We start from the raw sequence: 13,794 nt of genomic DNA, 5'->3' as shown, positions 1-13,794 counted from the left end.
AGCGGGGTTGTCCGCGCAGGTCAGACCATGTGCGCGTCCGCGACCGACAACGCCTCGTCGAGGATCGCCAAGCCCTTCGCCACGTCCTGCCCGGAGATGTTGCACGGCGGCGCGACGTGGATGCGGTTGCCGGCGATCAGCGGCCACAAACCGCCCTTCTTGCAGGCCGCCCCGAACGCGGTCATCGGCGCGTTGTCCGCGCCCGAGGCGTTGTACGGCACGAGCGGCTCGCCCGTCTCCGCGTCCCGTACGAGTTCCAACGCCCAGAAGGTGCCCAGGCCCCGGACCTCGCCGACCGAGGGGTGCCGCTCGGCGAGCGCGCGCAGGCCCGGACCGAGCAGCTCGGCGCCGGTACGGGCGGACTGCTCGACGATGCCCTCCTCCTCCATCGTGTTGATGGTGGCGACCGCCGCGGCGCACGCCAGGACGTGACCGGAGTACGTCAGCCCGCCCGGGTAGGGCCGGCGGGCGAAGGTCTCGGCGATGGCGGCGGAGATGGCGACGCCGCCGAGCGGGACGTACCCGCTGGTGACGCCCTTGGCGAAGCACAGCAGGTCGGGGGTGACGTCCCAGTGCTCGCAGGCGAACCACTTCCCGGTGCGGCCGAAGCCGACCATGACCTCGTCCAGGATGAAGACGATGCCGTGCCGGTCGCACAGTTCGCGCACCCCGGCCAGGTAGCCGGGCGGCGGCACGAGCACGCCGGGGGCGCCGCCGACCGTCTCCAGGATGACCGCGGCGATCGACCGCGGGCCCTCGAAGACGATGGTGTCCTCCAGGTGGCGCAGCGCGCGGGCGCTCTCCTCGGCGTCGGTGGTCGCGTGGAAGGGCGAGCGGTAGCGGAACGGGCCCCAGAAGTGCACGACACCGGCGGTGGCCGAGTCGTTGCCGAAGCGGCGGGCGTCACCGGTGAGGTTGATCGCGGCTGACGTGGCGCCGTGGTACGAGCGATAGGCGGCCAGCACCTTCGGGCGTCCGGTGTGTACGCGTGCCATCCGGACGGCGTTCTCGACGGCCTCGGCGCCGGCATTGGTGAAGAAGATCTTGTCGAGGTCGCCGGGGGTGCGCTCCGCGATGAGGCGCGCGGCCTCGGAGCGGGAGTCCACGGCGAAACCGGGGGCGACGGTACAGAGCTTCCCGGCCTGTTCCGCGATGGCGGCGGCGACCTTGGGGTGCTGGTAGCCGATGTTCGTGTAGACGAGCGCGCTGGAGAAGTCGAGGAAACGGTTGCCCTCGTAGTCCCAGAAGTACGAACCCTCGGCTCCCGCGACGGCGAGCGGATCGATGAGTTCCTGCGCCGACCAGGAATGGAAGACGTGCTTCCGGTCGGCGTCTTTCACGGCGTCTTTCACGGCGGCTGGGCCGTCGGCGGCTGCGTTCATAATCCGAGGGTAGTTGTCCAGAATGTGGACAAGTGCTCCGGCGACCTGACGGATCGCCGGGCGCGCTTTCGACGGGGCCCCGGGGGCGGGCTAGCGTCGGCCGCCGGTCGCCGGGGCGGGCCCGCCGGGGCGGCCGGGCGAGGCGATCCGGGAGGTTTCCGCACGGGGGTGGGAAACGTTCCGGTCGACGCGCCGGCCCGGTGCCCTCGCCCGGCGGAGCCCGCCCGGCCGGCCCGCGCGCCCGGATCACACGACGTGGCGACCGCCGTCGACGGCGAGGACGTCCTCGGTCGTGCAGGCGGCGTTCCCGAGGTAGGGCGCGTCCTCGGCCACGCCCTCGGGCGCGCCCACCCGGCGCACACGGCATGTTCCCGGTGATCCGGTCGCGCGAGGCCGCGTCGGACTCCCGCAGGTGGGAGGCGGTGGCGGTGGTCGTCAGCCAGGCCCCGACCACGTGACGTCGAAGACTCGGCCCCCGACGTGGCCCCCGCACGTTGAGCGCGCCGGGCATCGTTTATCGCATGGCGGAATCTACTTTCCATTGGCCGGAAGAAACTGGCGGGATTCTGTGACGTTAACGGGGTGGTTGAGAAGGGGTGCATAAAGGAATATCGGGATTGGTCGCCCCGGGCGGGGGTAGGTGCGGCGCGCAGGAGTGCGCGCGGAGACGGGCGCGCGGACACGTGCGCGCGGAGACGGGAGGCCCTGTGGCCGAGCAGACTCGGAGGCTGGTCCTGGGCGGCGCGACGACCGGTGTCGTCACCCGGTGCCGGGACTTCACCCGGCAGGCGCTCACGGACTGGCTGTGGCCCCGTGACCCCGAGGCGATGGAAGACGTGCTCCTGCTGGTCTCGGAGGTCGTCACCAACGCCTGCCTGCACGGCGGTGGCCCCCGGGAGCTGGTCTTGCGCCACAGCGCGCTGGGGCTACGGGTGGAGGTCAGCGACGACAGCCCCGAGCCCCCGCGCCGTCGACCGCCGGGCGACCGGACCCGACCGGGAGGTCACGGCCTCATCGTGTTGGAACGGCTCGCGAGGAGCTGGGGCGCCGAACCTTCGGGCGGCGCGTTCCCCGGGAAGACGGTCTGGCTGGAGGTACCGCCTCCTGCCCCGCCGGGTCCGCCGGATTCCGGTCCGCCGCTTCCCGAGCCCGACGGGAGGTAAGGGCCTCGGGGGAACCGGGAGCCGCGGCAGCCGGGCTCTCGGGACCGGTCTCCTCGTCCTCCCCGTCGGTGAGGAACTCCGCGCGCAGCCGGGTCAGGGTGCGGTTCAGCAGGCGCGAGACATGCATCTGCGAGAGCCCCAGCTGCCCGCCGATCTCCGACTGCGTCAGCTCCTGCCCGAATCGCAGCTCCAGCAGCTTCCGCTCGCGCGGGGAGAGCCCGGCCAGCATCGGCTTGAGCGACTCCAGGCACTCGATGAGGTCGTAGGCGGGCTCCTCCTCGCCCAGCGCCGTCGGAGCGGCGTAGGGGTCGCGGTCGCTCTCCTCCTGCGCCGGGGCGTCCAGGGAGCGCGCGGAGTAGGCCCGCGCCGCCTTGCGGCCCTCGGACAGCTCCTCCGGCGTGACGTTCAGCTGTTCGGCGAGTTCGACGTCGGTGGGCTCGCGGCCGAGGTCCTGTTCCAGCGCGTCGTGCGCCTTCGCCGTGTCGATGCGCAGCTCCTGGAGCCGGCGCGGGACCTTGACGGCCCAGCTGGTGTCGCGGAAGAACCGCTTGATCTCGCCGGTGATGGTGGGCATGGCGAACGAGGTGAACTCGACACCGCGGTCCGGGTCGAACCGGTTGATGGCCTTGATCAGGCCGATTGTGCCGACCTGGACGATGTCCTCCATCGGCTCGCTGCGCCCGCGGAACCGGCGGGCGGCGTACCGCACCAGGCTGATGTTCAGCTCGACGAGGGTGTTGCGTACGTACGAGTACTCCGCCGTGCCTTCCTGCAGCCGGGCCAGCCTGCGGAACAGGGCCACCGAGAGGGCCCTGGCCTCGTCGGTGGCGACGTCTGTGAGCTCTGTACGTTCCATCAGTCTGCGCTCCAAGCGACGGGGAGGTCCCGAGTCCGGGGCCGTCGTTGCGCTGTCCAGGGGGATATACCCTTCCCAACCATTCCATACCCGAACTTTTGCTCCGGCCATCCGGCCCACGCGCCGGGTTGTGCTCCGGGGGCCCGGCGCGGGCTTTCCGGAAGGCCCCGCGGGGGGTCTGCCCCCCTGGGAACGTCCCGGCAGCCGGATGGGGCCGCGCGGCGTGGTCCACAAGCATGGGGCCATGCCCACCAACCGCCGCCGCAAGGCCGCCGCCGTCGCCCTGTCCACCGTGGCCGTCGCCGCCCTGGCCGGTGCCACCGCCCCGCAGGCCACCGCCCTGGCCGGTGCCACCGCCCCCCGGGCCGCCGCCGTGCCCGTCCTCGACTGGCACGACTGCACGCACCGGGGCGCCCTGCCCGGCCAGCAGTGCGCGACGCTCCCCGTCCCCCTCGACTACCACGACCCCGGCGGCCGGCGGCTCGGCCTCGCCGTGACCCGGCTGCGCGGCGACCGCCCGCAGGCGAGGCGCGGGACGCTGCTGGTGATCCCCGGCGGGCCGGGCAGCTCCGGCGTCCAGCGGCTGACCTCGAAGGGCGAGGCCCTGGCCCGGGAGATGGCCGGCGCGTACGACCTCGTATCCCTCGATCCGCGCGGGGTCGGCGGCAGCACCACCGCGTCCTGTGGGCTGGCCGAGGAGGACCGCCACCTGGTCACCCTCCGCTCCTGGCCCGGCCCCGACGGCTCCGTCGCCGAGAACGCGGCCCGCTCGCGCAGGGTCGCCGAGGCCTGCGCCGAGCACGGCGGGCCCGAGCTGCGCAGCTTCACCACCGCCAACGAGGTGCGCGACATCGACCTCCTGCGCCAGGCCCTGGGCGAGCGGAAACTCTCCGCCTGGGGCACCTCGTACGGGACCTACGTGGGCGCGCAGTACGCCCAGCGGTTCCCCCAGCACACCGACCGCTGGGTGCTGGACAGCAGCGGCGACCCCGACCCGTCCCGCGTGGCCCGCGGCTGGCTCGCGAACATGTCGGTCGGCGCCGACGACCGCTTCCCCGACTTCGCGGCCTGGGCCGCCGACCCGGCGCGGGACGCCGAGGGACTGCGGCTGGCCGCCCGCCCCGAGGACGTACGGCCCCTGTTCCTGAAGGTCGCGGCGGAGCTGGACCGCGCGCCCCGGCAGTCGAACGTGCCGGGTGTGCCGCTGACCGGGACCCGGCTGCGCCAGGCGCTCCAGACCACCCTCTACGGCAACTCCTTCGCCCCCCTCGCCAGGCTCCTGCTGGCCGCCCAGGACCCGGCCGCCGCACCGGTGCTGACGCCCGACGTCTCGGGCCCCATGCCGGACACGGACGCGTCGGTGACGGTGGGGGTCATCTGCAACGACGTGAGCTGGCCGGGGGACGTCGCCGCGTACGAGCGCGCCGTGGCCGCGGACCGGACCGCGCACCCCCTCACGGCCGGGATGCCGGTGAACATCACCCCCTGCGCCTTTTGGAAGGACCGCCCGACGGAGCAGCCCACGCGGATCACCGCGAACGGGCCGTCCAACATCCTGATGATCCAGAACCTGCGGGACCCCTCCACCCCTTACGCCGGCGCCCTCAAGATGCGCGAGGCGCTCGGCGCGCGGGCCCGGCTGGTCACCGTCGACCAAGGCGGCCACGGCTCCTACCTGGGCACCGGCAACGCCTGCGGAGACCGGGCGGTGACCCGGTTCCTCACCACCGGGCAGCGCCCGCGGGGGGACACGTACTGCGGGAGCTGAGCTCCGCACCTAACCTTGGTGCGGACAGGGACAACCCGTCGTCCAGAGGGAGCGGTCCATGGCCCCGCGTCGTTCCCCACGGCCGGCGAGCGCCGACGACCTCCTGACCACGCTCGGGAGGCTCACCGAGCAGGCACGGCTGGGGGCCGAGTTCCAGCAGGCCCGTGTGGAGCTGGCCGAGGCCCTGCAGCGCGAGATGCTGCCGGCGTCGCTGCCCGAAGTGCCGGGGCTTCGGACGGCCGCCCGCTACGCGCCCGCCCGGCACGGCCTGGAAATCGGCGGTGACTGGTACGACGGCTTCGGGCTCACGGACGGATCGCTCGCCTTCTCCATCGGCGACGTCCAAGGCCACGACGTGGAAGCGGCGGCCTTCATGGGGCAGATCCGGATGGCGCTGCGCGCGGTCGCGGCCGCCGCGACCGACCCCGGAGACGTGCTGGGGCGCGCCAACGACCTGCTGCTGTCGGTCGGCCGAGACCTCTTCGCGACCTGTACCTTCCTCCGTTTCGACCCCCACACCTGGCGGCTCGAAGGCGCCCGTGCCGGGCACATCCCGGCGGTGTGGGCCACCGTGGACGGCGCGTACGGCATCGCGGAGGACGAGGGGGGCCTGCCGCTGGGCGTGCTGTCCGGCGGCGACTACCCGGTGACGACCCGGCCCCTCGCGCGGGCCGGCGCGTACGTCCTGCTCACCGACGGGGTGGTCGAGGGGCCGTCGTTCCCGATCGAGACCGGGTTGGGGCAGGTGGCCCGGGTGGTCAGGGACGGCGCGGCGGCCGATCCGGAGGAGTTGGCCGCCGAGGTGTTGCGGGTGGCCGATTCCACCGGTCACGCGGACGACGCGGCCGTCCTGGTCCTGCGGCACGACGCGCCACCGGCCCGTTAGGGCGTGTCAGGCACCCGCGCGGGGCCGGCGCCGTTGTCTCATACGTGGGGTGAGCACCGAGCGAGGGCAGTGGTGGCGGGGTCTTCCCATCGCCCTGTCCCCACAGCGTCTCTTCCCACCGCGGCAGGTGCTGTGGATCCTCGCGGTCGCCGCCGCCTACTACGTGACCGGCCGGCTGGGCCTGCTCCAGCGCCTGGTCGTCGCCGGCGCGCAGGTCACGCCGTTGTGGCTGCCGACGGGGATCGCCGTCGCCGCACTGCTGTGGCGGGGGCCGCGGATCTGGCCCGGCATCGCCCTGGGCACCTACCTGGTGATACGGACCCTCGGCCCCGTCGCCCCCAGCGGGGTGGCCATCATCGCCGGCAACACCCTGGCCCCGCTCTGTGCCTACGCGCTGCTCCGCCGGGCCCGGTTCCGCCCCGAGCTGGACCGGCTGCGCGACGGACTGGCCCTGGTGTTCCTGGGCGGCCTGCTGCCGATGCTGCTCAGCGCGACCGTGGGCACCGGGGTGCTGGCGCTCGCCGGGAGCCTGCCGTGGAGCGACTTCTGGCCCGTTTGGGCGGCCTGGTGGGCCGGGGACGCGATGGGGGTGCTCGTGGGGACGCCGGTGCTGCTGGCCCTGCCGATGACGGGGCTGCCGCGGGACGTGTACCGCACGGCCGAGGCGGTGGCCCTTTCGGCCGCGGCCGTGCTGGTCACCCTGGTGGTGACGCGCAGTTCGCTCTCGCTGCTCTTCCTGGTCTTCCCGCTGCTGATCTGGGCCGCGGTCCGGTTCCAGCTGGCGGGGGCGGCGCCGTGCGCGCTGCTGATCTCGGCGGCGGCGGTGTCGGCGGCCACCGACCGGGCGGGGCCGTTCGCGCATCACAGCACTCTGGAGATCATGGCCAATCTGATGGCGCTCAACGGTTGCGTGGCCCTGACCGCGCTCCTGCTGTCGGCGCTGGTCACCGAGCAGAACAATGTCCGTCTCAAGATCCAGCAGGCCTGCGAGGACCTGGCCGAGCTGGTGAACCGGCTGTCCCCGCGCGCCCGGGGCTGAGCCGCCGGTCGGCCCTCGTGGCCGAGCCGCGCCGTCGCCGGCGCGCCCGGGGCCGAGCCGCCGTCGGGGCTACTCGCTCACCAGCACCGGGATGGTCAGTACGGCACTGGCCGGGGTGCCGGTGAGTTTGCCCGGAGACACGGTGAAGTCGATGCCGTCACCCGCCGCGCGCGGACCGTCGTGGTGCTCGGCGCCGTGCGCGTCCTCGCCCTCCTCCTGGTACTGGAACGCCCCGGTGCCCACCAGGTGCCCGGAGGCGTCGTAGTAGGCCACCGCCAGTTCGAGGGCCAGGGTGTCGCTGACGTCCGCCGTGATGGCCACGTGCCCGGTGACGGTCTGCCGGTCGGTGAGCCTCAGGCCGTCCAGCCGTACCCGGTCGGTGAACGGCCCCTCCCCGACGTGTACTTCGCCCGGACGGACGGGCTGCGCGAGCACGGCCGCCGGCGCGGGCGCGCTGCGCGGCGCGGGCAACACCACGGGCGACGCGGCGGCGACCGGCTCCCCGGCGGGGGCGGTGCGGGGCGCGCCGCCGGAGCAACCGCCGGCGAGGGCGAGTACGGCCACGGCCGGGACCAGCGCGAGAGCGGCGCGGCGCAGGGGGTTTCTCATCGAACGCTCCTGAAAGGGGGCGGGGCCGGGGGGAGGAGTCCCCCCGGCCCCGGGTGCGCGAGGGATCAGTGGTGCTGCGGCGAACGGCCGAACAGCGAGCGGTACATCTTCGTGTAGAGCTCGGTGTTGTTCTGGCTCGCGGCGAACGCGCTGCCGTTCGGGCCGTAGGCGAAGATCGGCACGTCCGCGCCGGTGTGGTTGCCGGACAGGTAGGTCAGCCACAGGCTCGCCTCGGGGCTGCCGTCCTTCACGTCCGGCGCGTCGTCCGGCGTGCGGAAGGTGGCCGGCGCGAAGTTCTTCGCGTCACCCGAGCCCGCCCCGTTGACGATGCCGGTCGAACGGGTGGTGTCCTTCGCGCCCGAGGTCGCGCGCGACGGCGTGCTGTTGTTCGCCGGGTTGCCCGCGTCGGTGTTGGCCGGGGGCGCGACGGCCTCGGAGTTGGTGTAGGTGCCGTGCTCGATGATGTTGAAGCCGGCGCACTCGTGGTCGGCCGTGACGATCACCAGCGTGTGGCCGTCCTTCTTCGCGAAGTCGTAGGCGGCCTTGACCGCGTCGTCGAAGGCCTTGACCTCGCCGAGCGTCTGCGCGGCGTCGTTGGCGTGCGAGCGCTTGTCGATCTGGGCGCCCTCGATCTGGAGGAAGAAGCCCTTGCCCTTGCCGCGCTCCTGCTGCTTGCGGTCGGAGAGCAGCGCGATCGACTTGCGGGCCATGTCGGCCAGCGTCGGCTCCTGCTTCTGCGGGGCGTCGGCGGGCAGGCCGGCCTTGGCCTGCTCGACCGTCAGGTTGCCCCGGTTGAAGAGGCCGATGACCTTCTTGCCGTTGGCCTTGTCGAGGTCCGCCTTGGTGGCGACCTTCTGGCTGGCGGCGGTCTGGGCGGGCAGCGCGGCGTCGCCGAAGTTGCCGAGCACCTGGTAGCCCTGGGCCTGGAGGGCCTTCTGGTCGTCCGGCTCGAAGCGGGCGAGACCGCCGCCGAAGACGACGTCGGCGGTGCCGTTGCGGGCGATCTGCTCGGCGATCGGCGTGATCAGCGTCTTGTCGGCGGGCGCGGCCTCGTACGTACCGTCCTCCTTCTTGGGGAGGCAGGCGGCGTCGGAGTAGACCGGGCCCTGGCAGCCGCGCAGCAGCGCGTGGCTGAACTGGGCCGCCGGGGTGGCGTCGGTGATCTCGGCTGTGGAGACGTTGCCCGTGGCGAAGCCGGCCGCCTTGGCCTGCTCCATCAGCGTGGCGACCTTCTTCTCGTACGAGTCCACGCCGATCGCGGCGTTGTACGTCTTGACGCCGGTCGACCACGCGGTGGCGGAGCTGGCCGAGTCGGTGACCAGGGACGGCTTGGCGGTGCCCTTCTCGACGGCGTACGTGGCGACCGCGCCGGTGTAGGGCAGGGTCTCCATGGTGAGCTTGCCGCCGGGGCCGTAGTACCGGTCGCGGGCGGCCGTGACGTGCGTGCGGCCCATGCCGTCACCGAGCAGGTAGATGACGTTCCGGATGTCCTTGCCACGCTCGTCGTTCTGCGGCGCGGAGTTGGCGGTGGCCGCCGACCCCGCGGCCATGGCCCCCGCGAGGGCGAGAACGGTCAACGTCTTCACTGGTCTGCGGCGCATGTGCTGGGAGATCCCCTCGGGAAGGACGACGTGGTCCTCTCGAAGCTATGAGCGCCACATGAACGGCCCCTTCTCAACACGTAACCACCACCCGAACGCCGGAAACCGTACCTCCACCCCCCGGCCGAACGGCCGCGCCCCGGCAGGGGGCGTGCGGCGCCGGGCAGGTGAAGGGACGCGAAGGGACGTGAAGGGCCGTGCAGGGACGGGCTTACGCCTTCCGGCCCGCCCGCAGGCCGGTGTACGCCGCCCCCGCCCACAGCACGGCGGCGCAGCCGATGCCCGGTACGGACTGCCAGACGTCCTCGGTCGCACCCGGCAGCAGCGTGGCCAGTGCCGCCAGGCCGACGGTGGCGAGCATCGCGGCGCCCACCCAGCGCAACATCGGGGCGCGCAGGCTCCGGGCCATCGGGAAGAAGTGCGCGCCGACGACCAGCGCCGACCAGGTCAGCATCAGCTCCGGGCGGTGCAGGCCGGTGCGTATGTAGTTGTTGCCCACCCCGAGGACGGCCGCCTCGATCAGTACGACGGTGAGGAACTTCGGGCCGCCGCCGCCCGCGGCCGCCGGCGCGCCCTGCACGGTGGCGGGGGTACGGCGGGCCATGAGGAAGAGGCGGACCACGGCGCCGGCGCTCGCGGCGAACATGAGGAGACCGCCCACGAGTACGGCCGGGCGGGCGGTCCCGTGGACGGCGGACTGTCCGAGGGCGAACCACATCACGCCGAAGGCGGTCCCGATCAGCGCTCCCCGGCCACCGTTACGGAGTTGGTCCCGTCTGGTCCGGAAGACGGGACGGGTGGCGGTCTTTTCCACGGGTGTTGCCTCCTGTTGCGTGTGGGTCCCACATCCTCTCGCAGCCGGCGCCTGCCTATCGCCCCGTGGCGCGGTGGTCCTGGCCCATCTACCGTCCGGGCAAGCCCGGTTCGGCGCTGCGGATCTGCCCCGTCAGGCTCACGGCGAAGGCCGGGGCCCCCGTCCTCACGGAGCTCCGCCGTGAGCCGTGCTGCCCGCTTATCCGCAGTCACCCAGGATCGGCCCCGACCCGTCGGGGGTGTACGTGGCCCACAGCATGAACAGCTCCAGCAGAATCGCCAGTAGGTTGAGCATGGCGCAGACGAAGGCCAAGAGCCCCGGCCACGTGTCCCAGAGCCGCATGCCGCAGCGGCGGCGGATCCACCGGGCGAGCAGTGCGCAGACGGCCATCGCCGCCACGCCGAGGATCGGTCCCGACCACGCGACGACGTATTCCATCTTCGGGAAAGGCATGTGCCGACAGGCCGCCTGCTGCCGGTGTACCCAGTCGCTGTCGATGTCCTGGACGCGCAAGGAGGTGACCACACCGAGAACGGCCACGACCGGAACGAGCAGTGCCGTGATCACCATGCCTGGCGTGACCGTGCGGTCCTGCGCGGCGCCGGACAATGCGGCTGAGGAGGAGGTTTCCATCAGTACCAATTCGGGTGCGGTCGGACGATGTGGATGCGCTGCTCGCCGTGGTTCCTGGTGGCAACATGCTCGCGGCTGTCCAGACTCACGTTCTGGAACGAGCTGGTGTGCTGAGTCAACTTGACGTCGCCATCAGGGGTCACCGAGGTCACCACGGCAGCGTGGTAGATCTCGCCCTGCGGCTCGTCCGGGTCGGGAGCGACCTGCTCGTAGAAGATCACGTCGCCAGGGCGTGCTTCCGATCTCGCGACTTCCTCACCGCCGTTGCGCAGGAGGAAGCCATGCAGGCCTTTGGCCTGCGACCACGATCGGGAGTGGTATGCCCGCTGGTCGATCCAGTCCACCCCCAGGCCGCTCTCACGTCCCCAGGTGTTGTCCCCGCGTGGCCCCATCCAGAAGTCGAACTTGTTGTGCATCCCTCCGGCCTCAAGAGCCGACGAGGTGAAATTGGCGCAGTTGTTCTTGAACTCGAGATCGTCCGGCTTGTCCCAGTGGTCGAGCGCGTACCGCACCATCTCGACCCGGTCGATCTTGCCGTCGGGTCCGCGGAGCTCGTGCCCGACCTCGGGCGGCAGGCCCTTGAGGTCGGCGATGGTCACGGGATCGGCCCGCATGAGGTCCTTCTGCTGCTGCGGCGTCAGGCCGTCCCACCAGGCGCGGACGAGGTGCGGGTCCTTCCCGACCGGGATGTCCGCCCTGAGCAAGTCGAATTCGACATGGGACGCCTCGACCAGGATTTCGTTGTGCGCCTGCGAGGTGTCGGCGACGCCGATGGTCTTTGCCAGTCTGTCCAGTTCGGTGGAGGCCTTCGCGTCCGCCTGGGACGCCTCGCGCAGGGCTTCCTCTATCAGCCCGTTGACCTCGGATATGTGTCCCAGTTCCTTGGTGTAGGCGTCGCGCACGTTCTGCGGGACGTTCGGGCCGACTGGGGCGGCGCCCGTGTACGCGCCCTCGGCGCGGCCGTCCTGGATGCTCAGCCCGTGCTCGCCGGCCAGTTCGACCGCGTGCAACAGGGTGCGTCGGGCGTAGCCCATGGAGTGGGCCAGCGCGTCGAGCACCATGGCCACACCCTTCATGATGTCCCCGCCGGACTCCAGGCGGTCGGCGAGGTCCTCCAGGCGCTTGCCGGCCGTCTTGCCGGTGGCGTCCGCCCAGTGGTCGTCGAGCGGCTTCTTGCCCTGCGCGCGGATGTCCTCGGCGGCGGAAGAGGAGCGCCGGGCCAGGTCGACCCAGTCGTCCGCCGCCTTCTGCCACTGGTCCACACGGCAGTCGTACAGGTCGTGATAGGCGACCACGAATCAGTTTCCCCCGAACTCGGCGAGGCCGCTCCGGAGCCTGCTGAAGGCGTCCTTCGCCTGCGCGTCCGTGGTGTCGTAGGCGTTGGCCGTGGTGTGGAGATTGTCGGCCATGGTGTTCATCTGCTTGCCCAAGTCGACCATGTGGTCCTCCCAGGCGGTCGCGCACCCCTTCAACGCCGAGGCCGAGGACCAGCCGTGGTGGCCGTCGGCTGCCGTGTCGCTCGAATCGAGTGACCGTCGCAGGTTCTCCAGTGCCCCTTCGGCGATCGTGCGGGCTCCCCCTGCGCTTTGTCGCACATAGTGCGTCTTGATGTCTACGTCCATAAATCCCCCCATGAGCGGTTTGAGGGACATTTTAATGTCGATCCGGCGTGTGTATCCGTCAGCGGGGTGACCTCCGGTCCGTCCCCACGAGGCGTGCCCTCAGAAGTTCTTCAGGCTGACGCGCTCGGGACAACGCGTAGGCGTCCGTCCGGGGTTGTTCGGCCCCCGCACGGTTCGGTACCTGATCGAAAAGGCCAGGTTTTTCCCACTCTCCCCGAACCTGTACAAGCGGACCGCCTGGTTCATACACCAGTGCATCGACTCGCCTGAGCTGGGGTTCCGTAGAAACGCACGAACTACGGATCGCAGGATGATCAAGCTTTTATGTCATCAACACCTGTCTGGAAAAAGCCTGTTGGCGATGTACTCCTCGAACAAGCCGAACCAACGAACGGGGAAAGCCTTGTCCGAGAAGTTGCCTGGCCGACAGATCGAAATCTCCTGGCCCGACCTGGGCATCACGGTCACCGCCGACCTTGACGACCGCAACCCGGCACTCGCCGACGCCCTGTGGGAGTCGCTGCCGTACCAGAGCCTCCAGGGGCACGCGCTCATCGCGGGAGAGCACCTCTACCACGTGGCGCCGATCCCCACCCTGCTGCACACCCCGCACGCCACCCGCATCCCCGACCGCCGCGAGGCCCCCGACGGCACCGTGTTCTGCTCCGGTTTGCAGCACCTGGGCATCAAGTACGGCACGCTGACCGAGCCGATGCCCGCGACCCCCGTCGGCCGCATCCGTGAGGCGGACATGCCCGCCCTGCTGGAAGCCGGGGCCGCGATCTGGGACGCCGTCTACTCCACGAAGAAGCAGATCCTCGTCGAGGTCCGCCGCGCGGGCGGGCCGGGCGGCCACCACATCCCCACGCTGCACGCCACCCACACGGACGCCGCCCGCCTGATCGCCGACATCGTCGCCGAGACGGAGAAGATCTGGCTCGCGCCGCCGGCCGAGCTGGACGACCTGCACCGGGGCATCATCCCCTCCCGGGCGGGCAACTTCGGCACCGTCCTGCCCACCCTGCTGTTCGTCAACGGCGAGACCAGGCCGCTCGGTTACGCGGCCTACGGCGGACTCGTCCGAGCCAACGTCCAGGGCATGCCCATGGCTTCCCTGGCCCACATGGCCCGCCTGCTGGTCGGCGTCCCCGCCGAGTTCCTGGGCTACTGCGGTCTGGAGAAGCTGTGGGCCTTCACCCAGCGCTTCTTCGATGTCATCGACGACCTCGACCGGGACGACTTCTACGCCGTCACCAGCCAGATGGCCCTCTACATCAACTGCCTCGGCGGCTGGAACCTCCAGTTGTACCCGTGGGAGACCGGAGACCACCTGCGCCAACAGGTCGTCTAGGAGGCGCGCGGCCATGCCCGGAGCGGAGTCCGCCGAAGAGAGGACGACGACACCGGCACCCCCGCCCCGC

At 71.6% G+C, this 13,794-nt stretch carries 12 protein-coding genes and 1 pseudogene; 5 read left to right on the top strand and 8 right to left on the bottom strand.

The genetic code is table 11. From position 1 onward, the window contains the following. Positions 1-20: 20 nt before the first annotated feature. Complete coding sequence (locus tag E6R62_RS00415) at positions 21-1,382, bottom strand: aspartate aminotransferase family protein (protein ID WP_136210143.1); 1,362 nt, start codon at positions 1,380-1,382, stop codon at positions 21-23. Between the two features lie 827 nt (positions 1,383-2,209). On the opposite strand from E6R62_RS00415, the gene E6R62_RS40575 reads away from it, so the two are divergent. Continuing rightward, positions 2,210-2,545, top strand: a complete 336-nt coding sequence (locus E6R62_RS40575) for an ATP-binding protein (protein WP_306432395.1) — start codon at positions 2,210-2,212, stop codon at positions 2,543-2,545. A 64-nt stretch (positions 2,546-2,609) separates the two neighbouring features. Here E6R62_RS40575 and E6R62_RS00405 read toward each other — a convergent pair. Then, positions 2,610-3,365, bottom strand: a pseudogene (locus E6R62_RS00405) (SigB/SigF/SigG family RNA polymerase sigma factor); the annotation flags it as partial. 280 nt (positions 3,366-3,645) lie between these two features. Between E6R62_RS00405 and E6R62_RS00400 the strand changes: the two are divergent. The 3 genes from E6R62_RS00400 to E6R62_RS00390 all read left to right on the top strand — a co-directional run bounded on the left by E6R62_RS00400 (position 3,646) and on the right by E6R62_RS00390 (position 7,094). Continuing rightward, on the top strand, positions 3,646-5,169 hold the full coding sequence (locus E6R62_RS00400; protein WP_136210138.1) for an alpha/beta hydrolase: 1,524 nt from the start codon (positions 3,646-3,648) through the stop codon (positions 5,167-5,169). 58 nt (positions 5,170-5,227) lie between these two features. After that, positions 5,228-6,055, top strand: coding sequence for a PP2C family protein-serine/threonine phosphatase (locus tag E6R62_RS00395; RefSeq protein ID WP_136210136.1), 828 nt, complete (start codon positions 5,228-5,230; stop codon positions 6,053-6,055). Positions 6,056-6,143: 88 nt separating this feature from the next. After that, complete coding sequence (locus E6R62_RS00390; protein WP_168713935.1) at positions 6,144-7,094, top strand: MASE1 domain-containing protein; 951 nt, start codon at positions 6,144-6,146, stop codon at positions 7,092-7,094. Positions 7,095-7,163: 69 nt separating this feature from the next. Here the strand turns inward: E6R62_RS00390 and E6R62_RS00385 are convergent, their stop codons facing one another. From E6R62_RS00385 to E6R62_RS00360, 6 genes are all read right to left on the bottom strand, one after another. Next, the gene (locus E6R62_RS00385; protein WP_136210134.1) at positions 7,164-7,703 is read right to left on the bottom strand and encodes a hypothetical protein; all 540 of its coding nucleotides are present in this window, start codon (positions 7,701-7,703) and stop codon (positions 7,164-7,166) included. 65 nt (positions 7,704-7,768) lie between these two features. Then, positions 7,769-9,304, bottom strand: coding sequence for an alkaline phosphatase (locus E6R62_RS00380; protein ID WP_136210132.1), 1,536 nt, complete (start codon positions 9,302-9,304; stop codon positions 7,769-7,771). A gap of 211 nt (positions 9,305-9,515) precedes the next feature. After that, a complete protein-coding gene (locus E6R62_RS00375; RefSeq protein ID WP_136210130.1) occupies positions 9,516-10,118 on the bottom strand; it encodes a hypothetical protein in 603 nt (200 codons plus the stop codon). Positions 10,119-10,316: 198 nt separating this feature from the next. After that, positions 10,317-10,688 (bottom strand): hypothetical protein, encoded by a 372-nt coding sequence (locus tag E6R62_RS00370; RefSeq protein WP_136210128.1) that lies wholly within the window; start codon positions 10,686-10,688, stop codon positions 10,317-10,319. A 62-nt stretch (positions 10,689-10,750) separates the two neighbouring features. Continuing rightward, complete coding sequence (locus E6R62_RS00365; RefSeq protein WP_136210126.1) at positions 10,751-12,046, bottom strand: amidase domain-containing protein; 1,296 nt, start codon at positions 12,044-12,046, stop codon at positions 10,751-10,753. Between the two features lie 3 nt (positions 12,047-12,049). After that, the gene (locus E6R62_RS00360; protein WP_168713927.1) at positions 12,050-12,373 is read right to left on the bottom strand and encodes a type VII secretion target; all 324 of its coding nucleotides are present in this window, start codon (positions 12,371-12,373) and stop codon (positions 12,050-12,052) included. Between the two features lie 403 nt (positions 12,374-12,776). Here E6R62_RS00360 and E6R62_RS00355 point away from each other — a divergent pair, with 403 nt between their 5' ends. Next, on the top strand, positions 12,777-13,724 hold the full coding sequence (locus E6R62_RS00355; RefSeq protein ID WP_136210122.1) for a hypothetical protein: 948 nt from the start codon (positions 12,777-12,779) through the stop codon (positions 13,722-13,724). Positions 13,725-13,794: the final 70 nt, after the last annotated feature.

The organism is Streptomyces sp. A1136 (assembly GCF_004795055.1).
Taxonomy (GTDB): Bacteria; Actinomycetota; Actinomycetes; order Streptomycetales; family Streptomycetaceae; genus Streptomyces.
This window is presented reverse-complemented; position numbering and strand designations above follow the sequence as displayed.